Source organism: Streptomyces sp. NPDC003284, assembly GCF_053589675.1.
Genome location: NZ_JBSFSI010000036.1, coordinates 1 through 24,514, shown reverse-complemented (window position 1 = coordinate 24,514; position 24,514 = coordinate 1). Strand labels below are relative to the sequence as shown.

The window sequence follows — 24,514 nt, the reverse complement described above, 5'->3', positions numbered from 1 at the left end:
GAGAACAGGATCACCGGATTCTCGAACTCCCCCGCCACCTCACGGAAGATGTGCACCGCCTCCGACTCCAGCGCATCCAGATGCGAGAGGGCGTACGGCCCGGCCGTACCCTCCTCGGTCTCGGTGGCGGTCGTCGTCATGCCAGTCCCCTTTCGCTGAGCAGCGCGTACACCGATGCCGCGGACTCCTGCACGCTCTGGTGCTGCGACTCGATCCGCAGATCGGGCGCCGCCGGCTCCTCGTAGGGGTCGTCGACGCCGGTCAGACCGGTCAGCTCGCCCGCCGCCTGCTTGGCGTACAGGCCCTTCACATCGCGTACGGAGCACACCTCGACCGGGGTCGCCACATGGACCTCGACATAGGCCGTGCCGGTCTTCACATGCCGTGCGCGCACCGCGTCCCGGCTCTCCGTGTACGGCGCGATCACCGGGACCAGCGCGAGGACGCCGTTGCGGGCGAGCAGTTCGGCGACGAAGCCGATGCGCTGCACGTTGGTGTGCCGGTCCGCGCGGTCGAAGCCGAGGCCCGCGGAGAGGAACTCGCGGATCTCGTCGCCGTCGAGGACCTCGACGCGGTGGCCCTCCTCGCGGAGCCGGGTGGCCAGCTCGTGCGCGATGGTGGTCTTGCCGGCGCTCGGCAGACCCGTGAGCCAGACGGTGGCTCCGGTCGTCACGTGTGTCTCCTGTATCTCGGTCATGGTCAGCCGTGCAGTCCGCACTCGGTCTTGGCGCGGCCCGCCCAGCGGCCGGCGCGCGCGTCCTCGCCCGCCAGCAGCCTGCGGGTGCAGGGCGCGCAGCCGACGGAGCCGTAGCCGTCCATCAGCAGCGGGTTGGTGAGCACGCCGTGCTCGGTGACGTAGGCGTCCACGTCGTCCTGGGTCCAGCGGGCGATCGGGGAGACCTTGACCTTGCGCCGCTTCTCGTCCCAGCCGACCACGGGGGTGTGCGCCCGGGTCGGGGACTCGTCGCGGCGCAGCCCGGTCGCCCACGCCCGGTAGCCCGCCAGGCCCTCCTGGAGCGGGCCCACCTTGCGCAGCGCGCAGCACAGGTCGGGGTCCCGGTCGTGCAGCCTCGGACCGTACTCGGCGTCCTGCTCGGCGACCGACTGGCGCGGGGTGAGGGTGATGACGCGGACGTCCATCACGGCCTCGACCGCGTCGCGGGTGCCGATGGTCTCCGGGAAGTGGTAGCCGGTGTCGAGGAACACCACGTCCACGCCGGGCATGGCCCGGGAGGCGAGGTGGGCGACGACCGCGTCCTCCATGGAGGAGGTCACGCAGAACCGCTCGCCGAAGGTGTCGGCGGCCCACCGGAGGATCTCCGGCGCGGAGGCATCCTCCAGCTCACGGCCCGCCCGCTCGGCCAGCGCCTTCAACTCCTCGTCCGTGCACTCTTCCTGAACGGCCGTCATGTGCGCTCGTCCCCTCCGTCGTCGGCACTTCCCGTGAAGCCCCGGGCCAGCAGCCCGAGGAACTTCAGCTGGAAGGCCCGGTTGCACGCCCCGCATTCCCAGGCGCCGTGGCCCTGCTCTCCGGGACGCAGGTCCTCCTCGCCGCAGTAGGGGCAGTAGAAGGGCGCGGCCCGCTCGCTCACGACAGGGCCTCTTCCGAGGCCCGTGCCGCCCAGGCCGCGAAGCGCTCGCCGTCCGCGCGCTCCGCCTGGAAGCGCTTGAGGACCCGCTCGATGTAGTCGGGCAGTTCGGCGGAGGTCACCTTCAGTCCGCGGACCTTGCGGCCGAAGGACGGTTCGAGACCGAGCGCGCCGCCCAGGTGCACCTGGTAGCCGCCGACCTGGTTGCCCTCGGCGTCGGTGACCAACTGCCCCTTGAGACCGATGTCCGCGGTCTGGATACGCGCGCAGGCGTTCGGGCAGCCGTTGAGGTTGATGGTGACCGGCTCCTCGAAGTCGGGCAGCCGGCGCTCCAGTTCGTCGATGAGGTCGCTGCCGCGCTCCTTGGTCTCCACGATGGCGAGCTTGCAGAACTCGATGCCCGTGCAGGCCATGGTGCCGCGCCGGAAGGGGGAGGGGCTGACCCGCAGGTCCAGCGCCTCAAGACCGTCGACCAGCGAGTCGACCCGGTCCTGCGGCACATCCAGGACGATCATCTTCTGCTCGACGGTGGTGGAGACCCGCCCGGAGCCGTGCTCCTCGGCCAGCGCGGCGACCTTGGTGAGCAGCGAGCCGTCCATCCGGCCCACGCGCGGGGCGAAACCGACGTAGAAGCGGCCGTCCTTCTGGCGGTGCACGCCGATGTGGTCGCGCCACTGCCGGGCGGGCATCTCGGGCGCGGGCCCGTCGACCAGCTTGCGCCCGAGGTACTCGTCCTCCAGCACCTGGCGGAACTTCTCCGCGCCCCAGTCGGCGATCAGGAACTTCAGCCGGGCCCGGTTGCGCAGCCGCCGGTAGCCGTAGTCGCGGAAGATCGAGGTGACGCCCTCCCAGACGTCGGGCACCTCGGCCTCGGGCACCCAGGCGCCCAGCCGCACCCCGAACCGGGGGTTGGTGGACAGTCCGCCGCCGACCCACAGGTCGAAGCCGGGGCCGTGCTCGGGGTGGACCACGCCGACGAAGGAGATGTCGTTGATCTCGTGCGCCACGTCGAGGAGCGGCGAGCCGGAGACGGCCGTCTTGAACTTGCGCGGCAGGTTGGAGAAGCGCGGGTCGCCGATGTAGCGGCGGACGATCTCGTCCAGGGCCGCCGTGCCGTCGATGATCTCGTCCTCGGCGACGCCCGCGACCGGGGAGCCGAGCATGCCGCGCGGGCAGTCGCCGCACGCCTCGGTGGTGGACAGCCCGACCGCCTCCAGGCGCTCCCAGATGGCGGGCACGTCCTCGATGCGCACCCAGTGGAACTGGATGTTCTGCCGGTCGGTGATGTCCGCGGTGCCCCGCGCGTAGGTCTCGGCGACCTCGCCGATGGCCCGCAGCTGCTCGGTGGTGAGCCGTCCGCCCGTGATGCGGACGCGCATCATGAAGTACTCGTCCTCCAGCTCCTCGGGCTCCAGGAGGCCGGTGCGCCCGCCGTCGATCCCGGGGCGGCGCTGGGTGTACAGACCCCACCAACGGAAGCGCCCCCGCAGGTCGTTGGGGTCGATGGCGTGGAATCCGCGCTTGGAGTAGATCGTCTCAATGCGTGTCCGCACATTGAGACCGTCGTCGTCCTTCTTGAGCTGCTCGTTGCCGTTGAGCGGGGTCAGGTGCCCCGCGGCCCACTGGCCCTCGCCACGGTGGCGGCTCACCTTGCGGCGGGGCGCGACGGAGTTCTGTGAAGCGGCGGCGGCCATGGTGATACGTCCTTCGGGACAGCGGAAGATGCGGCTCTGACCTGCGCGGATGCGGGCGCATGGGCAGTCAGGCAGGCAGGCGCGTCATTGCGCTCGGGAGGGAGGAGGCTGAAGATCCGGTGGTGCTGTGCCCGTGGCCCCAGGCCACTGCGGGCGAGTCAGCTCGCCGGACAGATGGCGCTGGACATGCGGCCGTGGTCGACGTGCCGTCGGCTCACCAAGGCGGTTCCAGTTCCAGACATGACGGCAGCGTGGCACGGCGATCTGGACACAGTCCACCTTTATCCAAAGTGTGGACACCCTTGTCCCGGAGTGTGGACAAGGGTGTCGTCGGTCACAGTGGAGCCGCGGTGGGGAAAGCGGTTGTCCGGCCCAGGAACGGGCCGTGGGCGGGTGGCCCTCAGGCCGGGAACGCGCCAGGCCAGGGGCCCGGAGCGGTGAGCGCCGGCTCCTCCTCGACCTTGGTGTCGAACAGGACGAACCCGCGCCGCTGGTAGTTGTCCATCGCGTGCTCGCCGTCCTCGCTGCACGTGTGCACCCACACCCGCTTGGTCGGCGCCAGTCCCGGCCAGCGGTCCGCCAGGTCCCAGGCGCGGGCGGTGCCGTACGACAGCAGGTGCCCGCCGATCCGGCGGCCCCGGAAGGCGGGGATCAGGCCGAAGTAGACGATCTCCACGACCCCGTCGTCCTGTGCCTCCAGCTCGATGTAGCCCGCCGGTGTGCCCCGGTCGTACGCCACCCAGGTCTCGACCGCCGGACGCTCCAGGTACTCCCGCCACCGCGCGTACGTCCAGCCGAGCCGGTCCGTCCAGCGGATGTCGCCGCCCACCGACGCGTACAGGAAGCGGTTGAACTCGGGGGAGGGCACCTCGGCGCGGACGATCCGGACGTCCCCCTCGGGCGCGCTGGCCGGGAGCAGGTCGGTCGGCGCGGTCTGCTCCAGGGACCAGGTGGTCACGGCGATGTTCGTCATGCCGGCCAGGGAATCATCCGGCCGGGGCTCCTGTCGATCGCGGGTCGGGCCGCCCCGGTGGCTCTAGTGCAGCTCGTGTTCGAGTGCGGACAGCGGCACCGCGAACAGGGTCCGCCCGGACACCGACCACAGTTCGCCGGTCGCCGGAGCGTAGGACAGGGAGCCGACGCCGTCGCCCCAGCAGCGGTGCGTGTCGTCCGAGGTGCCGCACTCGGTCGCCTCGGCGCCCTGGGTGTCCTGCCGCCACAGCGTGCCGTGTCCGCCCCGCTTCCCGGCCGTCCGGCCCAGGTACCAGTCGGTGTGGCCGGCCGGGCCCGTGCGGTGCGACAGCACCCCGCGCACGCCCGGCGCGTCCGTCTCGTACGCCTCCTGCGCCCGGACCGTCCCGGTGGAGTCGGCGGCCAGCAGCCCGGAGCGGGCCGGGTCCGCGCTGAAGGAGTAGCGCCACAGCCGGGTGCGCCGGTCGCCGTCCGTGCGGGTCGTCTCGCCCGCGACCAGGCTGTCCGGTGCGGAACTGCTGTCCAGGGAGAGGCTGCTCGGGCAGGCCGGGGCGACGCCGTCCCCGCCGGATGCGCGGGAGGCACGGGACGTGTCGGCCGTACCGCCCGCTCCCGCCGTCCGGCCGCAGGTGCCCTCGGCCGGACGGTAGCTGGCGACCGCCGGGAGCACCCAGCGGTAGCCGTGCGCGGACCAGCCGCCCGGCACCTTGCCGACGGCGTCCTCGGTGACGGTGGCGCGCTGGATGCGGCGCAGGTCGTAGACGTACAGCGCCTGCTGTCCGTCGCCGGAGGCGGTGACCAGCAGCTTGTCCTGGTAGCGGACCATGCCCGACACGCGGGAGGCGAGCGCGCGGTAGTCGCGTCCGCCGTCCACGGGCACGGCGAGCAGCGCCCAGGTGTAGGTGAGGCGGGCCGGGTCGTCGGCGTCGACGAACGCCACCCTGGCCATGCGGCGGGAGTCCGCGTCGTCGCCGCGGTGCGTCCAGCCGGACAGGATCACCTGGTGCGCGCCCCACCGGCTGCCGCCGTCGGTGTCCCCGGACGTGGCCACCGACTGCGGCCGCCACTCCCGGGCGTCGGCGTTTTCGGTGCCTTCGGCGTCTTCGGTGTCCTTGGTGTCCCAGCAGTACGCGCGGGTGGCCGACGGCTCGACGGGCAGCGCCCTGCGCTCCGTGCCCGTGCAGTCGTCGGCGTCGCGCAGGGTGCGGTCCGGGTCGCCGAGCACCGCTCCGGCGTCGACCGGCCGGCCCATCGCCGCGGCGAGCCGGTCCAGCGACCGGGCCGGGACGGGCTGTTCGGTCAGCCGCAGCCCGCCCAGTTCGGCGGCCGACGTGAGCGGTCTGAGCGCGCCGGGATCGTCGGTGACCGTGGCCTGCGAGGCGCTGATCAGCGTGGCGGCGGCGGTCAGGGCCAGTCCGGCGCCGGCCAGCACGGCACGCAGCGCCCTGCCCTGCCTGCGCCGGCGGTGTCGCCCGCGTTGCTTCATCCAACCCCCCTTGTCCAGGGCTCGGTTCGCCTCCGGGACGCCTGCCGACCGGGCGGGCCAACTGCGCCGCGGGTTCCCAGCGTTGAGCGAGGAGCGGATGGGGCGACCCACAGTGATGCTACGGCAGTCCGGCGCGCCGTAGGGCGAAGACCCGGCAAACGGCCCCGAGATGCCGTGCCCGCACCCGTGGATCCCTTGCCGCGCCGCCCTCTTCGGGACGCGGCGGACGCCGCCCGGCCCCGGCGTACCGGGGGAGCGGCCGGGTGCGGCAGCAGATCGCGCGGGTCGCCGGGGTGCGGCACGCGCCCCTCGGCGTCCTCACGGCCCCGGTCGGGCCGGTGTTCGAGCGGCGCGCCCGGACAGCGCCGCACCCGCGACATCTCGGTCCGGACGGTCACTCTGCGTGCCGGATCACCGGACACCTCGGCGGCCGGGTCCACCGCGCCGCGCCCGGCCGCCGGTACCCGTACGCACCCGGCCGCCGGTGTTCCGGCCGCCCGCCGCCCGCCCCGCGCCCCGCCGCACCCTCCGGGCCGCTCCGTGGCCCTCCGCACCCTCCGCGCCGCTCCGTGGCCCGCCGCGCTCAGACCGCCGGGCGGGCGCGTTCCACCAGCGCGGCCAGGTCCAGCGTGTGCGGGAGGGTGCCCAGCGCCGTGCCGTGGTCGCCGCCGAGGCGGGAGGCGCAGAACACGTCGGCGACCTCGGGCGGTGCGTACCGGACGAGGAGCGCGCCCTGGAGGACCAGCGCCATCCGCTCCACCACCCGGCGGGCGCGCGCCTCGATGCCGTCCAGGTCGGCCAGTTCGGTGAGCAGGTCCTTGACGGCGGCGTCGAGCCGGTGGTCGGCGCCGCGCGCCAGACCCACCTCGCGCAGATAGGCGTCGAACGCCCGCGGCTCGCGCCGCAGCGCCCGCAGCACATCCAGCGCCTGCACATTGCCCGCGCCCTCCCAGACCGAGTTCAGCGGCGACTCCCGCACCAGCCTGGGCAGTCCGGACTCCTCGACGTACCCGTTGCCGCCCAGGCACTCCGCGGCCTCCACCACGACCGGCGCGCACCGCTTGGTCACCCAGTACTTGGCCACCGGCACCGCGATCCGCAGCAGCGCCCGCTCCTGCTCGCCGTCGTCGTCCCGGGCCGCCGCGAGCCGCAGGGCCAGCGCGGTCGCCGCCTCCGACTCCAGCGCCAGGTCGGCCAGTACGTTGCGCATCAGCGGCCGGCCGGCGAGCGGCCCGCCGAACGCCTCCCGGTACGTGCAGTGGTGCACCGCCTGCGCCACCGCCTGCCGCATCAGCCCCGCCGAGCCGAGCGCGCAGTCCAGCCGGGTCGCCGCCACCATCTCGATGATGACGGACACCCCGCGCCCCTCCTCGCCGACCCGGCGCGCCCAGGTCCCGTCGAACTCGACCTCGGCGGAGGCGTTGGACCGGTTGCCCAGCTTGTCCTTCAGCCGCTGGAGCAGGAACACGTTGCGCGTGCCGTCCGCCAGCACCCGGGGCACGAGGAAGCAGGTCAGCCCGCCGGGAGCCTGCGCGAGCACCAGGAAGCCGTCCGACATCGGCGCCGAGCAGAACCACTTGTGCCCGCGCAGCTCGTAGGTGCCGTCCTCGGCCAGCGGCCGGGCCCGTGTCGTACCGGCGCGCACATCGCTGCCGCCCTGCTTCTCCGTCATGGCCATCCCGAACAGGGCGCCGGCCTTCCGCGCGGCCGGACGCAGCCCGCGGTCGTACACCATGGACGTCAGCCGCGGCTCCCACTCGGCGGCCAGCGCCGGCTCGGCGCGCAGCGCGGGCACCGCCGCGTGGGTCATCGACAGCGGACAGCAGTTGCCCGCCTCGGCCTGGGTCCACACCAGGAAGGCCGCCGCCCGCCGCACCTGCCCGGCGGGCCGGGTCCAGGCGGCCGTCAGACCGGCCGAGACGCCCTTGCCGAGCAGCCGGTGCCAGGCCGGGTGGAAGTCCACCTCGTCGATCCGCTCCCCGTAGCGGTCGTGGGTGCGCAGCCGGGGCGGGTTCTCGTTCGCCTGCGCGCCCCACTCCTGGACCTGGGCCGAGCCCGCGGCCCGGCCGAGCGCCGACAGCTCGGTGCGCACCTCGTCGAGCAGACCGGGGGCGACATGCCGCCCGACCGCCTCGGACAGGGCCCGGTCGGCGGCGAAGAGGTCGTAGCCGACCAGCGGCGGCACCTGGTTGGTCACGGAATGAGTGCTGGCTGCCATGGCACGGAACCTACCCGCGCCGCGACCGCCGTCACCACATCGGCGGCCCCGGACGGACACCGGGCCCGCCGGGGCGCCGCGCCGTCCCGCCGCCGGGGCGACGCGGACCGCCGGAGATCGCGGAGCGGCGCCGGTGGATGAGGGGGACGGGCCAGGACAGGGATACCTTTGGGTCGTGCAGCCAGCGAGTGACACCCCCGACAGGCCGACCGGCCGTTTCCACCGGGCCCGCGCCCTCTACCGGAACGTCTCCAAGCGCAGGACCGCCTGGCTGCTGCTCAAGGACACCGTCAACTCGTGCATGGAGTACCGCATCCTCGGCCTCGCCGCCGAGGCCGCGTTCTTCACCCTGCTCTCCGTGCCGCCCCTGCTGCTCAGCCTGATCGCCCTGCTCTTCTACGTCGACTCCTGGACCGGCGCGCACACCATCGCCAGCCTGGAGCGCAACATCATGGACGCCTCCCGCACCGTCCTGTCCGACCAGGGCGTCAAGGAGATCACCCAGCCGATCCTGCGGGACGTGATGCAGGGCGGCCGCCCGGACGTGATCTCCATCGGGTTCGTGTTCGCGCTGTGGTCGGGCTCCCGCGCGGTCAACGTCTTCATCGACACGATCACCGTGATGTACGGCCTGGACGGTGTGCGCGGCATCGTCAGGACCCGCCTGATGGCCTTCCTGCTCTTCGTCGTCGCCCTGCTCATCGGGTCGGTCGCGCTGCCGCTGATGGTGGCCGGACCGGACGCGGTGGTACGGATCGTGCCATGGTCGACGACCGTCGTGCAGGTCCTGTACTGGCCGGTGGTCATCGTCCTGTCGGTCGCCTTCCTCACCACGCTCTACCACGTGTCCGTCCCCGTGCGCTCCCCGTGGATCGAGGACGTGCCCGGCGCGCTGGTCGCCCTGGCCATGTGGGTGGTGTGCAGCTTCCTGCTCCGCATCTACCTGACCAGCACCGTCGAGGGCCCCACCATCTACGGATCGCTGGCCGCGCCGGTCGCCGTGCTGCTGTGGATCGGTGTGTCCGCGTTCGCCGTCCTCGTCGGGGCCGCGGTCAACGCCGCCATCGACCGGGTCTGGCCGGCCGCCGCGACCGCCGCGGCCCGCGCCGCCAACGAGCGGGTGCGCGAGGCGCAGATCACCGAGTACGTCGCACGCGCCGCCGCCGCCCGCGAGGCGTACCGCGCATCCCTCGGCGACCCGGACGACCCGGACGACATGGACGACCTGGACGAGACCGACGACGCCGACATGCCCTCCGAGTTCCCCGAGCGCTGGTCGCGCTTCCTGCCCCCGGAGGACGTGACCGCGCGCCTGCGCGCCCACGCCCGCGGCGTCCAGGAGCGCGGCCCGCACAAGGACGAGCGCGACGGCACCCACCCCGACAAGTGACCGTCCCGGGGCGCGGTCAGGGCAGCTTCCACACCCCGGCGGCCGCCGCCTCCCGGGCGAAGTCGGCGAAGTCGCGCGGCTCGCGCCCCAGCACCTGCCGCACCCCGTCCGACAGGTGCGCGTTGCGCCCGTCCAGCAGCGTCTCGAACAGACCGACCAGAAACTCCACCTCCTCGGCGGGCACCCCGAACCCGGCCAGCGCCTCCCCGTAGGCCCGCGCCGGCACCGGCCGGTACACCAGCTCGCGCCCGGCGGCGGCGGCGACCTCCGCGACCGCCTCGCCGAACGTCAGCAGCCGCGGCCCGGACACCTCGACGATCCGCCCGGCCCAGCGGTCGCCCGAGGTCAGCGCCGCCACGACGACGTCCGCGATGTCCCGTACGTCGACGAACGGCTCGCGCACGTCACCGGCCGGGAACACCAGTTCCCCGCTCTCCCGCAGCTCCGCGAGGAGCGGGCCCTCGCTGAGGTTCTGCGCGAACCACGCGGCCCGCACCACCGTCCACCGGGCGCCCGACGCGCGCAGCGCCTCCTCGGCGGGCAGGGCCTGCTCCTCGCCCCGCGCCGACAGCAGCACCAGCCGCTCCACCCCGAGCGCGACCGCCTCGCGGGCCAGGCTCCCCACCCGCTCGGCCGCGTCCGGCGCGCCGATGTCCGACGGGTACATCAGGTACGCGGCGTCCGCGCCGCGCAGCACCGGCGCCCAGGTCGTCCCGTCGTGCCAGTCGAACCCCTGCGCCCGGCACGCCGCCCGCACCGTCAGCCCCGCCGCCGCGGCCGCCGCGGCGACCCGGCTCCCCGTACGGCCGGAGGCACCGGTGACCACCACCGTCGTGCCCCGCGCCCCGTCCGTGTCCGCCGCACGGACCGCGTCCTGCGTGCCCTGCCCGTCCTCTGTACCGTCCGCGCCCTGCGTGTTCTGTGTCATGGGAGCAGTCAACTGCCCTGCCCCGCACGGGATCCATCGCCGAACCGCTCACCCGCATAAGCGCGCGTCTACGCTGTCCCGATGGACGCACTCGCCGGCCTCCTGGAGGGCCCCCGCGCGCGGCGCCTTCATGATCCGCGCCTGCCTCGACCCGCCGTGGGCCGTACGCGTCGAGGACGAGGCCCCGCTCACGGTGATGCTGATGATCCGCGGCCACGCCTGGATCATGCCGGACACCGGTGAGCGGGTGCGGCTGGGCCCCGGCGACCTGGCCATCGCGCGCGGCCCCGGCCCGTACACCTGCGCCGACGACCCCGGCACCGCCCCGCAGGCGCTGATCCTGCCCGGCGGCGAGTGCGCCCACCCCGACGGCCGCTCGCTGAACGGCTCCATGGACCTCGGCGTCCGCACCTGGGGCGACCGCGTCGACGGCGGCACGGTGGTGCTGATCGGCACCTACCTCATGAAGGGCGAGATCAACGGCCGGCTGCTGGACGCGCTGCCCCCGCTGCTGACCCTGGCCTCGGACATGTGGACATGCCCGCTCACCCCGGTGCTCGCCGACGAGATCGTGCGCGACGAGCCCGGCCAGGAGGTCGTTCTCGACCGGCTCCTCGACCTGCTGGTCATCGCCGCGCTGCGGACCTGGTTCGCCCGGCCCGACGCGGCGGCGCCCGCCTGGTACGGGGCGCTCGCCGACCCGGTCGTCGGCCCGGTGCTGCGGCTCGTCCAGGACGACCCGGCGCACCCCTGGACGGTGGCCGCGCTCGCCGCGAAGGCCGGGGTGTCCCGGGCGGCGCTGGCCCGCCGCTTCACCGCGCTCGTCGGGGAGCCGCCGATGGCGTATCTGACGAACTGGCGGCTCGCGCTGGCCGCCGACCGGCTGCGCGACTCCGACGACACCATCGCCGCCGTCGCCCGCCGGGTCGGCTACGGCAGCGCCTTCGCGCTCTCCACGGCGTTCAAACGCTCCTACGGCGTCAGCCCGCAGGAACACCGGGCGCGGACGGCGCGCGCGGGCGGGTGAGCAGGGTGTACGGCGCCCACGCGGCGGACGCGGTGGACCTGGCGGACGCGGTGGACTCGGCGGACTCGGTGGGCCCGGTGGGCCCGGTGGAGCCGGTGGAGCCGGTTGACCCGGCGCACGCCGTGAAGGCGGCGCGCGGGGCGCGTACGGCCCCCGCGCCCGCGCCCGTATCCGTGCCCGCGCCCGCGCGCGCCGACCGCGCGCCGGGCGGGTACGCCGAGCGGCCCGCGCGGCTGCCCGGCGCGGTGCTGTGGACGAAGACACCCGGCGGGCCCGGCGCCGGGGCGGGGCTCGTCCTGCCCGACGGCTGCATGGACCTGCTGTGGAGCGAGGGCCGGCTGCTCGTCGCCGGGCCCGACACCCGGGCGTACGCCCCCGGCGGCCCGCCCGCGCACTGGACCGGGCTGCGGTTCTTCCCCGGCACCGCGCCCGGCTGGCTCGGGGTGCCCGCGCACGAACTGCGCGACCGGCGGGCCGACCTGGCCGAGCTGTGGCCCGCCGCCGAGGTGCGGCGGCTGCGCGCCCGCCTGGAGGCGGCGGCGGACCCGGCCGCCGTACTGGAGGCGGCGGCCCTGGAACGCGCGGAGCGCACCGGACCGCCGGACCCGAGGCTGCGCCGCCTGGTCGCGGCCCTGGACGCGGGCCGCCCGGTCGCCGCCACCGCCGACGAACTCGGCGTGGGCGCGCGCTGGTTGCACCGCCGCTCCCTGGCCGCCTTCGGCTACGGGCCCAAGACGCTGGCCCGGGTGCTGCGGTTGCAGCGCGCCCTCGCGCTGGCCCGGACCGGAGTCCCGTTCGCGCAGACGGCCCTCCGCGCGGGCTTCGCCGACCAGGCGCATCTGGCCCGGGACGTCAGGGAGTTGGCCGGGATGCCGCTGAGCGAACTCCTGGGCGGGCGCTGACGGCGCCGCGCGCGCCACAGGGCGGGCGCGCCGGCGCCGCGAGTGCCACTCGGTGGGTGCGGGCGGGCGCTACGCGCTGGGTGCGGGCAGCGGCGCGAACAGGTCGACGCCGTTGCCGTCCGGGTCGTGCACGACCGCGTACCGCATCCCCCAGAACGCGTCCCACGGCTTCAGCTCGCTGTGATACCCGGCGCCGACCAGGTCCGCGTGGACCGCGTCCACCTCGGCGGGTGTGCCGCAGTGGAAGGCGAGCGCGCACCGGCCGCCCCCGGTCGGCGGGCGCCAGTCCGGATGGAAGGAGCGGACGGTGTCCTCGGTGTCCAGCGCGAGGGTGAGCCCGCCGGGCAACGCGGCCTCGACGTGCGGCTGTTGTTCGGCGCCCTCGGGGAAGACGAGTCCGAGGCGGCGGTAGAAGGCGAGCGAGGCGGCCAGGTCCGAGGCGACCAGACCGACCACGGCGAATCGTGGAGTCATGCCGTCACGGTAGGCACGGCCCCGGCTCCCGGTCTTGAACGAATCGGACACTCCCGCAGGGCCGTCGCCCCCCCAACGGCCCCCGCGCCCATCAACCCGGCTCCGCGACACGCCGGTCAGTGACGTTTCTCCGGTGAAGGCGTACGCCCGTCCGAGTGAGTAAAGGGCATCTCAAGTACCGCTCTCGGCATGGTCTAGGGATCCTTTTGTTCAGGCAAAGGACCGGCTGCCGTGCGGCCACCGGAATCCGGCCGTCCTGTGGGCGCGCCCCGCGCCCGACCCCCCATCAGAGGAGTCACGTTGACCTACGGCAAGAAGCTGCGCGCGCAGATCGCCGGGCCGGGTACCACCCCGCTGATCGGTGTGTACGACATGTACTCGGCGTCGATCGCCGCCGAGCACTACGACGGCATGTTCGTCTCCGGATTCGGCTTCGCCGCCTCCTACTACGGCCTGCCGGACATCGGGTTCATCGCCTGGCCGGACATGGTGGCGTTCGTCCAGCGGCTGCGGGGCGCCTTCCCCGCCCACCACCTGCTGGTGGACATCGACGACGGCTACGTCGACGCGGAGGTCGCCTGCCACGTGGTGGAGGGGCTGGAGCGCATCGGGGCGTCCGGGGTGATCCTGGAGGACCAGAAGCGGCCCCGCCGCTGCGGACACGCCGACGGCAAGCAGGTGCTGCCGCTCGACGAGTACCTCGCCAAGCTGGAGAAGGTGCTGGCCACCCGGCAGGACATGGTCGTGGTGGCGCGCACCGACGCCACCGACGAGGCCGACATCCTGCTGCGGGCCGAGGCGCTGGCCGCGACCGAGGCGGACGTCATCCTGGTCGACGGGATCCGCAGCGTCGACTGGATCCGCCGGGTGCGCGCCGTGGTCGGCGACAAGCCGCTGCTGTTCAACCAGATCGGTGGCGGGAAGTCGCCGCGCCTGTCGCTGGGCGAGTTGTCCGGGCTGGGCGTGGACGTCGCGATCTACAGCACCCCGTGCCTGTTCGCCGCCCACCAGGCGATGGACTCCGCGCTCGCCGAACTGCGCCGCACCGACGGCCGGTTGCCCGAGGTGGACGCGGCCGGCGGCGTGGGCGTACAGGCCGCGACCAGCCTGCTGGAGCGCAACCTGGCGCACCGGCGGCCCGTGGGCGCGGGCGCGCGAGCGGGCGTGGGCGCACCGGCGGTGGGCGCGCAGGCGGGCGCGGAAGAAGGCGTGGCCGTGTGAGCGCGCGCCCGCCCCGGCTGCGCACCGCGACCGCCCTGGCCCTGGCCCTGGTGGCGGGTGCGGCCCCCGCCGCGGCGGCCGGCAGCCTCATCACCGTCCTCGACAACTCGCACTCCGACTCCATCCTGGAGGTCGACCGCACGGCCAACCTCCAGACCGGCCACGGCACCGCGGGCAGTGACCACGACGGCAGCGCCGTCGACGCCATCGAGGCCCTCATGGGCGTGGGCCGCGAAGGGGAGGAGGACGGCGACTGAGCGACAGCGACAGAGACAGTGACAGCGACTCGGACCGCACCGGGCGCCGCCGTGCGGGGCGGCCCCGGTGGCGGCCCGGTGACGCCCCGGGCGGGGGGAGCTGGGGCGGTGACCCCGGCGTTGGCCCCGGCGTCGGCTCCGGCGTCGGCTCCGGTGGCGATGGGGCGCCGCGCGAGCGGCACGGAGCAGGCTGCCGTACTCCGGACAGCCCCGTTCCGGGCCCGAGCGGCGGAATACCGCGCACCGCCGTGGTGCTCTTGAGGTACCGGTGCGCGAGCGCTGACGCCCGCGCACGAGCGGGTGCGCACGCGCTGAAGGGCTGGTGGTCACATGGCGGCGGACCGGACGGCTCCCGTGGTGGCAACGCCGTACGGAGCGGTACGCGGACGGTACGAACACGGCGTCGCGGCCTTCCGGGGCATCCCGTACGCGGCGCCCCCCTTCGGCCCCCGGAGGTTCCTGCCGCCCGAGCCGCCCGAGCCCTGGGACGGGATCCGCGACGCCCACGCCTACGGCCCGACCGCGCCCAAGCCCCCGTACTCGGACGCCTTCGCCCAGTACCTGTCCGATCCGGCCGTCCCCGGCGACGACTGCCTCAACCTCAACGTGTGGACGCCCGACCCGGACCCCGGCGCCCGGCTGCCCGTGCTGGTGTGGCTGCACGGCGGAGCGCTGACCCGGGGCTCCTCGGCCGTGCCCGTCTACGAGGGCCACTCCTTCGCCCGTGACGGGGTCGTCCTCGTCTCCGTCAACTACCGGCTGGGTGTGGAGGGCTACGGACTGTTCCCGGACACCCCCGCCAACGCCGGGCTGCGCGACCAGCTCGCCGCGCTGCGCTGGGTGCACGAGGCGATCGGCGCCTTCGGCGGCGACCCCGGCCGGATCACCCTGGGCGGCCAGTCGGCGGGCGCCATCAGCGTCGGCGCCCTGATCGCCGCCCCGCAGGCCCAGGGACTGTTCCGGCGGGCCGTGCTCCAGAGCGGTGCGCCGGAGGCGTCCGACCGGGACAAGGTGCGGCGCATGGTGCGGCGGATGGCGGCCCGGCTGAAGGTGCCCGCCACCGCCGAGGCGTTCGCCGCCGTCGACCGCGAGCTGCTGCTGCGCACCCAGGCCGAGACGGGCAGGCTCAGCAGCCCGGTCCTCGGCGGCCCCGCCTTCGGCATCGTCGTCGACGGCGACCTCGTCCCGCGCGACCCGCTGGAGGCGCTGATCGAGGGGGAGGCGGCCCGCGACGCCGACCTGCTCATGGGCTGGACCCGCGACGAGTACCGGCTGTGGCTGGTGCCGGGCGGTCTCGTCGAGCGCGTCGACCGGCTCGGCGCGGTCGCCCTGGCCGGTGCCATGGCCCGCTGCCACTGCGGGCACGAGGTGGTGCGCGGCTACCGCTCGCTGTGGCCCCGCGCGGGCGCCGCCGAGATCGTCGGCCAGCTGGTCACCGACCACATGCTGCGCCGCCCGCTGCACCGGCTGGCCGAGGCCCGGCCGGGCGCCGCCCACCTGTACGAGTTCGCCTGGTCCTCCCGGCTGCCCGCCCTCGGCGCCTGCCACGCCCTGGACCTGGGCTTCGTCTTCGACACCGGCGACGTCCCCGACGCGCGCCGGCTCGCGGGCGAGGGCGCCCCGCAGGAACTGGCCGACGCCATGCACGCGGCCTGGGTCCGCTTCGCCACCGACGGAGACCCCGGCTGGGCGGCCTGGGGCGACGACCACCCGGTCCGGGTCTTCGGCGACGGCCCCCCGCACACCGCGTACGGCCCCCGGGACGCCGAACTGGCCCTGTGGACCGCCCCGCCCGCCGCCGCGGTCCCCGACCCCCTCCCCGCGCTCCCCGCCCCGCCCCCCGCGGCCGACGGCTCCCCGGCCCGCGCCGCGGAACTCCGCGCGGTGATACGGCGTCTGCGCCGCTCCGGCGGTGTCCGGGGAACGTGAACCGCGGCCCTTCGGGGCGGGAGAGGGCGGGGGAGGGCGGCTCACCCGGTCCCGAGCGTGCGGGCGATCCGGCCGATCACCGGCGGGCCGACCCGGCAGCAGCCGCCGATCAGGCGTGCGCCCGAGGCACGCCAGCGGTGGACCAGGGCCGGGGCGAAGGTGGAGCGCCCGGTCCAGGTACGGGCCGTGGCGTCCCAGCTCTCCCCGCTGTTCGGGTAGGCCACCACCGGCTTGCCGGTGATCCGCGCGGCCACCGCGACGGCGTCCGCCACGTCCGCGGGCGCACAGCAGTTCACCCCGACCGCGATCACCTCGTCCGCGTCGGCGACAGCGCCGAACGCCTCCTCCAGGGGCTGCCCGGCCCGGGTGCGGGAGCCGTCCACCGTGTACGACAGCCAGGCCGGCACCCCGAGGCCCCGCAGGGCCCGCAGCAGGGCCACCGCCTCGTCGGTGTCCGGGACCGTCTCCAGGGCGAGCACGTCGGGCCGGGCGGCGGCCAGCGCCTCCAGCCGGGGCCGGTGGAAGCGCTCCAGCTCGGCGACGGTGAGCCCGTAGCGCCCCCGGTACTCCGAACCGTCCGCGAGCATCGCCCCGTAGGGACCCGCCGACGCGGCCACCCAGAGCGGGCGCGCCGCCCCGCGCGCCCGCGCCCGCGCCACCGCGTCCCGCGCCAGACCGACCCCGGACGCCATGAGCGCGGCGGCCCGCTCCCGGCCGAACCCGCGCCGCGCCAGCCCCTCGAAGGTGGCCTGGTAGGTGGCGGTGATCAGCACGTCCGCGCCCGCCTCCAGATAGGCGAGGTGTGCCTCGGTGACCGTCTCGGGCCGCTCGGCCAGCAGCCGGGCCGACCACAGCGCGTCCCCGAGGTCGTGCCCGGCCGCCTCCAGCTGGTTGGACATCCCGCCGTCGAGCACCAGCGTCCCGGCGGCCAGGGCCTCGGCGAGAGTCCCGGTGGGACCGTCCGGGGCCGCGCCGCCCGTGCCACGTGTCATGCCACGACGCTAACCGAGCGCCGCCGGGGCCGTCCCGCCGCCGTGGTCGGTCGTCCGTTCGATAGCCTGCCGGGGTGGCGGGGATCGTGGAACGGCTCGTACCGGACGTGCTCGTACCGGACGTACTGCGCACGCGGGCGCGGTGGCTGCTGCCCCGCCGGGCCGTCGCCTCAGGCCGCCGACGGCCCGCGTCGACGCGCACCGCCCCGCTCGGCCGGACCACCGCGTCCCTGTTGGCCCTCGTCGTCGTGGCGGCCACCGCGACCGGCTGCGACGCCGTCCGGGGCCCCGGCGCGGCCGGGGACGGCGACGGCGGGGCACAGCGCCGGACCGAGACCAAGGCGCCGAACCCGCCGCCGGGGCTGCCCGCGTCCCTCACCGCGGGCCAGCGGCTCCACTGGACGGCCTGCCCGCCGCTCGCCCCGGCCCCGGCCCCATCCGTGTCCGCGTCCGCGTCCTCGTCGCGGGGCGGCGGCGCACCCGGTGCGGGCTGGGACTGTGCCACGATGAGGGCGCCGCTGGACTACCGGCGGCCCGGCGGCTCCACCATCGGCGTCGCCCTGATCCGCAAGCGGGCCACCGGCCCCGAGAGCGGCCGCATCGGCTCGCTCGTCTTCGACTTCGGCGGCCCCGGGAAATCCGGCGTCACCGGACTCGTCGGGTTCGCGCACGACTACAGGACGCTGGGCAAGCGCTACGACCTGGTCGGCTTCGACCCGCGCGGCGTCCGCGCGACCGCCCCCGTGCGCTGCGGGAAGACGGAGTTCGAGGGCGCCGAGGTCTGCGCGAAGTACTCCGGCCGCCTCCTGCCCTACGTCGGCACCACGCACACGGCCCGCGACATGGACCTGCTGCGCTATCTCCTCGGCGACGAGAAACTGCACTACTTCGGCGTCTCCTACGGCACCGGGCTCGGCGGCGTCTACGCCCACCTGTTCCCGGGGAACGTCGGCCGGATCGTGCTCGAAGCCCCCGTCGACCCGACCCAGGACCGCTTCCACCAGGACCTCGACCAGGTCCGGGCCGTCCAGAGCGCCTTCGAGCGTTTCGCACAGTACTGCGCGAAGACACGCGAGGACTGCCCCACCGGCAGCGACCCCGCGCAGGCCGACCGGCGCGTCACCGCGCTCCTGGACAGGCTCCGCGACAAGCCCGCCCGCACCGCCGACGGCGGGAGACTGGACGCGGACCTCGCCGCCCACGCCATCGCCAACCACCTGGACCTCGGCGAGAAGGGCTGGGGGCCGCTGGCCGACGCACTCGGCGAACTCGTACGGCACGGCACCGGCACCGCACTCCTGCGCAAGGCGTACGACCACGCCCCGGGCGCCCGGTCCCGCTCCGCGGCCGCCGGGGGCACGCCCCCGGTCGACAACAGCGTGTCCGCGTACGTCGCGATCACCTGCGCCGACTCCGACAGCCGCCCCGGCTTCACCGAGGCCGAGGCCATGAGCAAGCGCATCGAGGCGGCCTCGCCCGTCTTCGGCACGGCGTGGTCGTCGAGCGTCTACCTCTGCTACGACTGGCCGTTCAAGGGCGAGCGCGCCGACCTCGACGTCCGCGCGCCGGGCGCCGCCCCGGTCCTCGTCGTCGCCGGCACCGGCGATCCGACGACGCCCTACGAGGGCGGCCGCCACATGGCCGACGAACTGGGCGACCAGGTCGGCGTCCTGCTCACCGTCCGGGCCGAGGGCCACGGGACCTACGGCTACGACGACTGCGCGACCGGGGCCGTCGACACCTACCTCCTCGACGGCACGCCCCCGGCGCGCGGCACGACCTGCTCCTGACGCGTTCCGGCCGCACCGGAAACCCGTTCCACCCCCGCGGACTGGGGGAAGTACGGGCTTCCTGCCATTCCGCTGTGTCGGCTAGAGGCCGCCGTACCCGTCTGGGTGTGCACGAGTGCGACCTGTGCCCCGAGGCCGTCGCCCCGGGGGGGGTGCTGTCCTCGTCAGTCGTCGTGGGCTTCGAGGACGTCGAGCAGGAGCCGGGCGAAGCGGTCGGGTTCGCGGATGGGCAGTGCGTGTCCGGCGTCGGGCACGTGGACGGTCCGGATACCCGCCTGCTTCCAGACCGCCTGGCCGGCGGCTTGGTCGAAGATCTGGTCGCCGTCGGCGATGACGGCGGTGATGCGCGCGCGGGCCGCCGCGTCGAGTGTCGAGAGGAAGGGCCGGAAGTCGATGACATGGTGCAGTACCGCGGCCACCGACTCGGCGGGTGTGGCCTCGGCGACGGCCGCGACGCGCGCGACTTCACCGGCGTCGGCGGAGGTGTCGTCGGGACCGTTCGCCAGAATGCGACGGGCGAAGGCCGTTCCGTCGTGCGCGGCCCCGGCAAGGGCCTGGATCGCTTCCCAAGTGATGAGTTCCGCGGCCGGATCCTCGGGCGGCACCGGGCCGATCACGTTGGGCGCGCACGCGAGGACGGCTGCCGCCGCCTGTCCGAGCCCGCCATGGGTGTGCAGCCAGGACTGGATGACACCGGCACCGAAGGACCAGCCGACCAGGATCGGTGCCGGCGAGACGAGTCCGGCCAGCACCGCGTCCAGGTCCCGTGACCAGAGTTCCGCGCCGGCTGCCGGGCCGTCCGCCGTGAGCTGCTCCGGCTTGAGAGCGGTGTCGGAACGGCCGTGGCCGCGCAGGTCGAAAGCTATCAAGCGGTACCGGTCGGCGAGTACGGAGGCGGCCATCACCCCTTCCCACGCCTGGGACGAACTGCCGAGTCCGTGGACGAAGACGATGGGGGGACCGTCCGCCCGGCCCTTCTCGACCACATTGATCCGAACGCCGTCTCCGGTCGTCACGTCGGGCATCCGAGCCTCCAGGTGAAGGACAGTCCAGCACAGGGCGATCCTGCATGATCAGTCCTAACATGATGTAGGGGACAGCGATTCAGTGGTGGCTGGGTAGGGTCTGGTGACGACGCGCCCCGCCCCTGTCGGCACGGCGGCCTCCTCACCTCGCTCGCCCGGGAAGGACACAGGCGGCTGACAACGCTCCGCTCGCCCACGAACTCGCTGGAACAGGCCCACTGCTGCCGGCCGTGCACAGCATCACCGAGAACCGGCGCGCCTGAGACGGCGTAGGTCCGGAGGAGCACTTCCGGGTGCCGCGTCGACCTGCACGGTCACGGGGAGTCGCCTCGCACACCTCCGTACGGCATCGGCCGGTCCGTCGACGACCTCCTCCACGGCCCTCTCGCCTCGACCGGCGAGCCAAAGACCCCCTTCGTCGTCGGGCGCTCGCTGGGCGGGGTGACAGCCACCGCCTGCGCGGCGTGTCACCCCCCGCTGTCATGCACTCAAAGGCTCCCAGCTGAAGCCGTCCTTCTTGCGGCGGACCCGGCCGAACGGGACATCGGCGAAGTGGATGCCGAAGCCGATGGTCTCCTCGTCAGCGAGCCGGGCGAGGATGTCCCGCCGGAGCCGCGCGGATGCCTCGGGGTCCGGCTCTCCCACGATCGGCCAGTGCGGGTTCTCAACCTGTAGCGGCGTGTGGAAGACATCCGCGAAAGCGAGGAGCTGGGTGTCGCCGGAGGCGATCGTGTAGCCCGTCTGCCCGGCCGTGTGTCCCGGCAGGGCCACCGCGCGCACCCCGGGGAACACCTCGTCTCCATCCCGCACGATCCTCACCCGGGGGGACAGCCCCGCGATGATCTCCTCCGTCATCCCGTGCGTGGTGTGCCGGGCGTCCCACTCGGCATGCGACAGCAGGTAGGTTGCGTGGCCGAACACCGGCTGCTGTCCGCCCGGCCCCGGGTGCGCTGCCCATCCCAGGTGCTCCATGTGCAGGTGGGTGATCGCGACCGCCTCGACGGACTCCGGGGTGTGTCCCAGCTCCCGGAGGCTGTCGAGGAGCGAGCCGCCGTACATGGTCCCGATGCCGTACTCCATCATCGAGACGGGCTCGGGAAACGGCCCGGATCCGCAGTCCACGAGCAGGGCCCGGTCACCGTGCTCGACCAGCAGGCCGCCGGCGCTGATCGTCAGCCAGCCCGATTCGTCCAGGTAGTGACTGTTCTCCTCCCACACGGCTTCGGAGGTGGCGGGGAAGAGGCTGCGCGGGACCATCTTGACCGCGCCGTCGGGCACATAACTCAGCCGCAGGTCGCCCACCTGCGTCGTGCGTATGCCGGCGGGCCTGCGCAGCCGTGCACTGTCCTGCGATGTCATACGGGGCTCCATTGTCTTCATACGGTCGTCGGGGACTGGCGGACCGGCCGACTGCTGTGGGCCTCGCCCGCGCTGCCGGGAGCGGTCCACGACATCAGGGCCGCCCGTACCCACGGCATCATCGACGCCCTGGCCGAAGCGAGTGTGGAATGAGCGGGAGGCGATGCGTCCGACGATCCTGCACGGTAGTCCGACGTTGAGGCGGCCACCGTCACCGGGGAAACCGGGTGACGGTTCCTGCGGTGACCCCTGCCTCAGGTCCGGCTGGTCGCGGCGCGTGCTCAGGCGTCGGGGAAGTCGGTGGTCGCGGCGGAGGCGGCGGTGGCGTCGAGGTTGGCCCGCAGGGCCTCGACCTTCGCGGTGGCGTAGGCGTGGGCGTCGGAGCCCAGCAGTTGGCGCAGGGGGCCGCCGTCGAGGCCGGCGCGCTCGATGATGGCGGCGGCTCCCTTGACCGGGTCGCCGAGCTGGCGTCCCTGGAGCCCGAGATGGTCCTCGACCATGGCCCGCACGGCCGGGTAGTGCTCGGAGGTCTCGACGGGCAGGGACAGCGAGTCCGTGGTGAGGAAGGAGGTACGGAAGTAGCCGGGCTCGACGACGGTGACCTTGATGCCGAAGTCCGCGACCTCGGCGGCGAGCGCCTCGCTCAGCCCTTCGAGCGCGAACTTGCCCGCGCAGTACAGGGCCCACCCGGGCATCGTGGTCAGACCCAGGATCGAGGAGATGTTGATGACGCGGCCCGCGCGCTGTTCACGCAGGACCGGCAACGCCGCGCGCAACACGTTCCACACCCCGATGACCTGGACATCGAGCATGTCCCGCACGTCCTTGGCGCTGGTCTCCTCGACGGCCGCGAGGTAGCCGTAACCGGCGTTGTTCACGACGACGTCAAGGCGGCCGAATCGCTCGGTGGCCTGGTTCACGGCGTTCTCGACCTGTGCCTCGTCCGTCAGGTCCACAGTCAGCGCGAGGAGCCGGCTGGTGTCGGCCGCGCCGGCCAGCGCTGCCGACAGACGCGCGGCGGAGCGGGTGGTGGCGGCCACGTTGTCGCCCTGGGCGAGCAACTGCCGGACCAGCTCCAAGCCGATCCCGCGGGAGGCGCCGGTGACGAACCAGGTGGCGGGAGCGGTAGTGGCGGGCATGAATGTTCCTCTTTCGTATGTGCTGGACGGAACCCGGAGCAGGGCTGCTGCTCCGGCGCTGACTCAAGCGTGAATCGCGCCGGAGCGGCTTTCGGGGCCCTGCCATGCCCTGTGCGCCCTAGGCCGGGGCCGACTAGGACTGACAGACCCAGCTTGGGCGGCCACCAGTGCTTTTCGTGCCACAGACTTGTTCCTATGGCTTCCGTCAACCGTGAAATCGCCGATTTCCTCAGGCGCTCCCGTGCCCAGTGCGACCCCGAGCAGGCGGGGCTGCCACCGGACGGACGGGCCCGGCGCGTGCCGGGACTTCGCCGAGAGGAAGTCGCTCTCCTGGCGGGTGTCTCCACCGACTACTACACCCGTCTTGAACAGGGCCGCCCGATCAATCCGTCCCCTGCCGTCATCGAAGCCGTCGGGCACGCCCTGAGACTGGACGAGGCGGGCCTTGCCCACCTCAAGGATCTCGTCGGCACCACCGCCACCCGCCACCCGGCGCGTACGCCCGGCTTCCAGCGGCTGCGCCCCGAGCTCCACCGGCTCCTCGACTCCCTGGACAGCGCCGTTCCCGCCCTCGTCCTGGGGCGTCGATCCGCCGTCCTGGGTGCGAATCGGATGGCCAGAGCCCTGTTCGCGGACTTCGATGCCATGCCGGCCACTGAACGCAACTACACCCGCTGGCTCTTCCTCGACCAGGGCGCGCGCGACCTGTTCGTCGACTGGGAAGTGCAGGCCCGCGCTGCGGTGGAGAACCTGCGCCTGGACGCGGTCCGCGCATCGGAGCGGCAGGCCACGCAGGCGCTCGTTGCCGAACTTCGGGAACTGAGCGACGACTTCGATCACTGGTGGCAGCAGCACCGCGTGCACCAGCGCACGCACGGTTCCAAGCGGCTGAGGCACCCCTTGGTCGGCGAACTGACGGTGGAATACGAAACGCTCGCACTTCCCGGGGACAGTGAGACCACCCTGTTCCTCTACACGGCCGAACCCGAGTCGGTGTCCGCCCAGGCGCTGAGCCTGCTGGCGTCGTGGACCTTTGCGGAACCGTCGGCCTCTCCGGACCGGTCGGGCGACTGATCCGGGGAGCGGCACCTGCGTGCTGCCCGGCGTGGACGATGCCTTGGTCGAGTGGCTCGCCATGCTCAACGTCACCCTTGGGGGTGACCGACCTGGAGGCTTTTGCCGTACAGGTCGTGACCGACCCAGCCGGTCAGGTGCTGTGTATCTCCCCGGCCTTGCCCGGTCACCACCGGACGTGAGCGACCACTCGGCGGACAACTCTCCGCTGCACAGCGGACGGTCAACCGGGCGCTCGCCGCATCGCGGGGATTCTGCGGTAGTTGATCAGGCTTGTGGCGATGGCGGTGAAGGCCGGGAAGTGTTCGGGTTCGCGTTCGTGGCGGCGATGCAGACGACGGCATCCGGCGAGCCAGGACATGGTGCGTTCGACGACCCAGCGGTGCCGGCCTAGCCGGGCGGAGCTCTCCCTGCCGCGGCGGGCGATGCGGGGTGTGATGCCTCGCTCGCGGAGCCATCGCCGCTGGTGGTCGTAGTCGTAGCCCTTGTCGCCGTGCAGCTTGCGAGGTCGGCGACGCCGCGGTCCGCGCGGACCACGGACGGGTGGCATGCCCTGCACGAGGGACTGCAGGGCGAGGCTGTCGTGCGTGTTCGCGGCAGAGATCGCCACCGAGATCGGCAGGCCCGACCGATCGACGATGAGGTGGATTTTCGATCCGTTCTTGCCGCGGTCGCCGGCCCTCCTCCTCCCTCCACCCTGCGGACGTATGACCTCCGTGGGCGGCACCACCCGCCGAAACAGCTCCCACAACTCGTCCGGCACCAACCGCTCAGCAAGAGTCGCCATGCCCAGACCGACGAACGATCAAGCCAAAGGAAACGACGCCCAAGGGCTGTCCCGTAAAAGGTCTCCGGGGGACGGCGGTGCGCTACCCCATGACCGCGCGAGCCGCGTCCAGAAACACCAGCCGGTTGTCCTCCAGGTAGTCCCGCACGCTTTCACCGTCGGGCAAGCCTTCCCATACCGTCCGGTTGAGGTCGAGGAAGTACGCGCGGGCCGCGTCGTGCACCGGCAGAGGGAACTGGATGCGGATGAGCCGCTCCGCAA

General features: G+C 73.8%; 21 protein-coding genes and 5 pseudogenes. 11 read left to right on the top strand and 15 right to left on the bottom strand.

What is annotated here, in order from left to right; all coding sequences use genetic code 11:
- From ACWDYF_RS36880 to ACWDYF_RS36845, 8 genes and pseudogenes are all read right to left on the bottom strand, one after another.
- Positions 1 to 140 (bottom strand): annotated as a pseudogene (locus ACWDYF_RS36880) (sulfate adenylyltransferase subunit CysD); the annotation flags it as partial.
- Positions 137 to 673 (bottom strand): adenylyl-sulfate kinase, encoded by a 537-nt coding sequence (cysC, locus tag ACWDYF_RS36875; protein ID WP_026253176.1) that lies wholly within the window; start codon positions 671 to 673, stop codon positions 137 to 139. The gene cysC and the pseudogene ACWDYF_RS36880, both read right to left, overlap by 4 nt.
- Positions 674 to 699: 26 nt before the next feature.
- Positions 700 to 1,410, bottom strand: coding sequence for a phosphoadenylyl-sulfate reductase (locus ACWDYF_RS36870; protein WP_381739839.1), 711 nt, complete (start codon positions 1,408 to 1,410; stop codon positions 700 to 702).
- The gene (locus ACWDYF_RS36865; protein WP_064535877.1) at positions 1,407 to 1,592 is read right to left on the bottom strand and encodes a hypothetical protein; all 186 of its coding nucleotides are present in this window, start codon (positions 1,590 to 1,592) and stop codon (positions 1,407 to 1,409) included. Before ACWDYF_RS36865 ends, ACWDYF_RS36870 begins: the two co-directional genes overlap by 4 nt.
- Entirely contained in the window at positions 1,589 to 3,283 is a 1,695-nt protein-coding gene (locus ACWDYF_RS36860) for a nitrite/sulfite reductase (RefSeq protein WP_381739841.1), read from the bottom strand. Before ACWDYF_RS36860 ends, ACWDYF_RS36865 begins: the two co-directional genes overlap by 4 nt.
- Positions 3,284 to 3,683: 400 nt before the next feature.
- The gene (locus tag ACWDYF_RS36855; RefSeq protein WP_018571531.1) at positions 3,684 to 4,256 is read right to left on the bottom strand and encodes a GNAT family N-acetyltransferase; all 573 of its coding nucleotides are present in this window, start codon (positions 4,254 to 4,256) and stop codon (positions 3,684 to 3,686) included.
- 63 nt (positions 4,257 to 4,319) lie between these two features.
- The gene (locus ACWDYF_RS36850; RefSeq protein WP_389474653.1) at positions 4,320 to 5,741 is read right to left on the bottom strand and encodes a hypothetical protein; all 1,422 of its coding nucleotides are present in this window, start codon (positions 5,739 to 5,741) and stop codon (positions 4,320 to 4,322) included.
- A gap of 583 nt (positions 5,742 to 6,324) precedes the next feature.
- Positions 6,325 to 7,959 (bottom strand): acyl-CoA dehydrogenase family protein, encoded by a 1,635-nt coding sequence (locus ACWDYF_RS36845; protein ID WP_389474651.1) that lies wholly within the window; start codon positions 7,957 to 7,959, stop codon positions 6,325 to 6,327.
- A 175-nt stretch (positions 7,960 to 8,134) separates the two neighbouring features.
- On the opposite strand from ACWDYF_RS36845, the gene ACWDYF_RS36840 reads away from it, so the two are divergent.
- On the top strand, positions 8,135 to 9,349 hold the full coding sequence (locus ACWDYF_RS36840) for a YihY/virulence factor BrkB family protein (protein ID WP_389474649.1): 1,215 nt from the start codon (positions 8,135 to 8,137) through the stop codon (positions 9,347 to 9,349).
- 16 nt (positions 9,350 to 9,365) lie between these two features.
- On the opposite strand, the gene ACWDYF_RS36835 is transcribed toward ACWDYF_RS36840, so the two are convergent.
- On the bottom strand, positions 9,366 to 10,277 hold the full coding sequence (locus ACWDYF_RS36835) for an NmrA family NAD(P)-binding protein (RefSeq protein WP_389474647.1): 912 nt from the start codon (positions 10,275 to 10,277) through the stop codon (positions 9,366 to 9,368).
- Positions 10,278 to 10,358: 81 nt separating this feature from the next.
- Here ACWDYF_RS36835 and ACWDYF_RS36830 point away from each other — a divergent pair.
- Positions 10,359 to 11,304: pseudogene (locus tag ACWDYF_RS36830) on the top strand (AraC family transcriptional regulator).
- A gap of 173 nt (positions 11,305 to 11,477) precedes the next feature.
- Positions 11,478 to 12,206 (top strand): helix-turn-helix domain-containing protein, encoded by a 729-nt coding sequence (locus ACWDYF_RS36825; protein ID WP_389474659.1) that lies wholly within the window; start codon positions 11,478 to 11,480, stop codon positions 12,204 to 12,206.
- Positions 12,207 to 12,275: 69 nt separating this feature from the next.
- Here the strand turns inward: ACWDYF_RS36825 and ACWDYF_RS36820 are convergent, their stop codons facing one another.
- The gene (locus ACWDYF_RS36820) at positions 12,276 to 12,680 is read right to left on the bottom strand and encodes a VOC family protein (RefSeq protein WP_381739853.1); all 405 of its coding nucleotides are present in this window, start codon (positions 12,678 to 12,680) and stop codon (positions 12,276 to 12,278) included.
- Between the two features lie 300 nt (positions 12,681 to 12,980).
- Between ACWDYF_RS36820 and ACWDYF_RS36815 the strand changes: the two genes are divergently transcribed.
- From ACWDYF_RS36815 to ACWDYF_RS36805, 3 genes are all read left to right on the top strand, one after another.
- Complete coding sequence (locus ACWDYF_RS36815) at positions 12,981 to 13,901, top strand: isocitrate lyase/PEP mutase family protein (protein WP_389474644.1); 921 nt, start codon at positions 12,981 to 12,983, stop codon at positions 13,899 to 13,901.
- A complete protein-coding gene (locus ACWDYF_RS36810) occupies positions 13,898 to 14,158 on the top strand; it encodes a hypothetical protein (protein ID WP_381739854.1) in 261 nt (86 codons plus the stop codon). Before ACWDYF_RS36815 ends, ACWDYF_RS36810 begins: the two co-directional genes overlap by 4 nt.
- A gap of 330 nt (positions 14,159 to 14,488) precedes the next feature.
- Positions 14,489 to 16,087, top strand: a complete 1,599-nt coding sequence (locus ACWDYF_RS36805) for a carboxylesterase/lipase family protein (protein ID WP_389474641.1) — start codon at positions 14,489 to 14,491, stop codon at positions 16,085 to 16,087.
- Positions 16,088 to 16,128: 41 nt separating this feature from the next.
- Here the strand turns inward: ACWDYF_RS36805 and mmuM are convergent, their stop codons facing one another.
- Positions 16,129 to 17,079 carry a homocysteine S-methyltransferase gene (gene mmuM / locus ACWDYF_RS36800; RefSeq protein ID WP_389474638.1) on the bottom strand — a complete coding sequence of 317 codons (951 nt, stop codon included), beginning with the start codon at positions 17,077 to 17,079 and terminating at the stop codon, positions 16,129 to 16,131.
- A gap of 149 nt (positions 17,080 to 17,228) precedes the next feature.
- Here mmuM and ACWDYF_RS36795 point away from each other — a divergent pair, with 149 nt between their 5' ends.
- The gene (locus tag ACWDYF_RS36795; protein WP_389474657.1) at positions 17,229 to 18,869 is read left to right on the top strand and encodes an alpha/beta hydrolase; all 1,641 of its coding nucleotides are present in this window, start codon (positions 17,229 to 17,231) and stop codon (positions 18,867 to 18,869) included.
- Positions 18,870 to 19,033: 164 nt separating this feature from the next.
- On the opposite strand, the gene ACWDYF_RS36790 is transcribed toward ACWDYF_RS36795, so the two are convergent.
- Complete coding sequence (locus ACWDYF_RS36790; protein WP_389474636.1) at positions 19,034 to 19,894, bottom strand: alpha/beta fold hydrolase; 861 nt, start codon at positions 19,892 to 19,894, stop codon at positions 19,034 to 19,036.
- 306 nt (positions 19,895 to 20,200) lie between these two features.
- Between ACWDYF_RS36790 and ACWDYF_RS36785 the strand changes: the two are divergent.
- Positions 20,201 to 20,410, top strand: a pseudogene (locus ACWDYF_RS36785) (hypothetical protein); the annotation flags it as partial.
- Here ACWDYF_RS36785 and ACWDYF_RS36780 read toward each other — a convergent pair.
- Positions 20,375 to 21,253 (bottom strand): MBL fold metallo-hydrolase, encoded by an 879-nt coding sequence (locus ACWDYF_RS36780; protein ID WP_389474634.1) that lies wholly within the window; start codon positions 21,251 to 21,253, stop codon positions 20,375 to 20,377. The pseudogene ACWDYF_RS36785 and the gene ACWDYF_RS36780 sit on opposite strands and share 36 nt — an antisense overlap.
- Positions 21,254 to 21,298: 45 nt before the next feature.
- Between ACWDYF_RS36780 and ACWDYF_RS36775 the strand changes: the two are divergent.
- Positions 21,299 to 21,400 (top strand): annotated as a pseudogene (locus ACWDYF_RS36775) (IS5/IS1182 family transposase); the annotation flags it as partial.
- Positions 21,401 to 21,534: 134 nt separating this feature from the next.
- On the opposite strand, the gene ACWDYF_RS36770 reads toward ACWDYF_RS36775, so the two are convergent.
- A complete protein-coding gene (locus ACWDYF_RS36770; protein ID WP_381739862.1) occupies positions 21,535 to 22,392 on the bottom strand; it encodes an SDR family oxidoreductase in 858 nt (285 codons plus the stop codon).
- Positions 22,393 to 22,587: 195 nt separating this feature from the next.
- On the opposite strand from ACWDYF_RS36770, the gene ACWDYF_RS36765 reads away from it, so the two are divergent.
- On the top strand, positions 22,588 to 23,466 hold the full coding sequence (locus ACWDYF_RS36765) for a helix-turn-helix transcriptional regulator (RefSeq protein WP_381739864.1): 879 nt from the start codon (positions 22,588 to 22,590) through the stop codon (positions 23,464 to 23,466).
- Between the two features lie 107 nt (positions 23,467 to 23,573).
- Positions 23,574 to 23,715: pseudogene (locus ACWDYF_RS36760) on the top strand (IS5/IS1182 family transposase); the annotation flags it as partial.
- On the opposite strand, the gene ACWDYF_RS36755 reads toward ACWDYF_RS36760, so the two are convergent.
- The gene (locus tag ACWDYF_RS36755; RefSeq protein WP_389474632.1) at positions 23,690 to 24,253 is read right to left on the bottom strand and encodes an IS5 family transposase; all 564 of its coding nucleotides are present in this window, start codon (positions 24,251 to 24,253) and stop codon (positions 23,690 to 23,692) included. The pseudogene ACWDYF_RS36760 and the gene ACWDYF_RS36755 overlap by 26 nt on opposite strands.
- Positions 24,254 to 24,514 lie beyond the last annotated feature (261 nt).

What these genes read in the sequence shown, in the direction of transcription:
- ACWDYF_RS36870 (WP_381739839.1), bottom strand. Translation starts at nt 1,410, where the DNA reads ATGACGGCCGTTCAGGAAGAGTGCACGGACGAGGAGTTGAAGGCGCTG.
- ACWDYF_RS36860 (WP_381739841.1), bottom strand. Translation starts at nt 3,283, where the DNA reads ATGGCCGCCGCCGCTTCACAGAACTCCGTCGCGCCCCGCCGCAAGGTG.
- ACWDYF_RS36855 (WP_018571531.1), bottom strand. Translation starts at nt 4,256, where the DNA reads ATGACGAACATCGCCGTGACCACCTGGTCCCTGGAGCAGACCGCGCCG.
- ACWDYF_RS36850 (WP_389474653.1), bottom strand. Translation starts at nt 5,741, where the DNA reads ATGAAGCAACGCGGGCGACACCGCCGGCGCAGGCAGGGCAGGGCGCTG.
- ACWDYF_RS36845 (WP_389474651.1), bottom strand. Translation starts at nt 7,959, where the DNA reads ATGGCAGCCAGCACTCATTCCGTGACCAACCAGGTGCCGCCGCTGGTC.
- ACWDYF_RS36835 (WP_389474647.1), bottom strand. Translation starts at nt 10,277, where the DNA reads ATGACACAGAACACGCAGGGCGCGGACGGTACAGAGGACGGGCAGGGC.
- ACWDYF_RS36820 (WP_381739853.1), bottom strand. Translation starts at nt 12,680, where the DNA reads ATGACTCCACGATTCGCCGTGGTCGGTCTGGTCGCCTCGGACCTGGCC.
- ACWDYF_RS36805 (WP_389474641.1), top strand. Translation starts at nt 14,489, where the DNA reads ATGGCGGCGGACCGGACGGCTCCCGTGGTGGCAACGCCGTACGGAGCG.
- mmuM (WP_389474638.1), bottom strand. Translation starts at nt 17,079, where the DNA reads ATGACACGTGGCACGGGCGGCGCGGCCCCGGACGGTCCCACCGGGACT.
- ACWDYF_RS36790 (WP_389474636.1), bottom strand. Translation starts at nt 19,894, where the DNA reads ATGCCCGACGTGACGACCGGAGACGGCGTTCGGATCAATGTGGTCGAG.
- ACWDYF_RS36780 (WP_389474634.1), bottom strand. Translation starts at nt 21,253, where the DNA reads ATGACATCGCAGGACAGTGCACGGCTGCGCAGGCCCGCCGGCATACGC.
- ACWDYF_RS36770 (WP_381739862.1), bottom strand. Translation starts at nt 22,392, where the DNA reads ATGCCCGCCACTACCGCTCCCGCCACCTGGTTCGTCACCGGCGCCTCC.
- ACWDYF_RS36765 (WP_381739864.1), top strand. Translation starts at nt 22,588, where the DNA reads ATGGCTTCCGTCAACCGTGAAATCGCCGATTTCCTCAGGCGCTCCCGT.
- ACWDYF_RS36755 (WP_389474632.1), bottom strand. Translation starts at nt 24,253, where the DNA reads ATGGCGACTCTTGCTGAGCGGTTGGTGCCGGACGAGTTGTGGGAGCTG.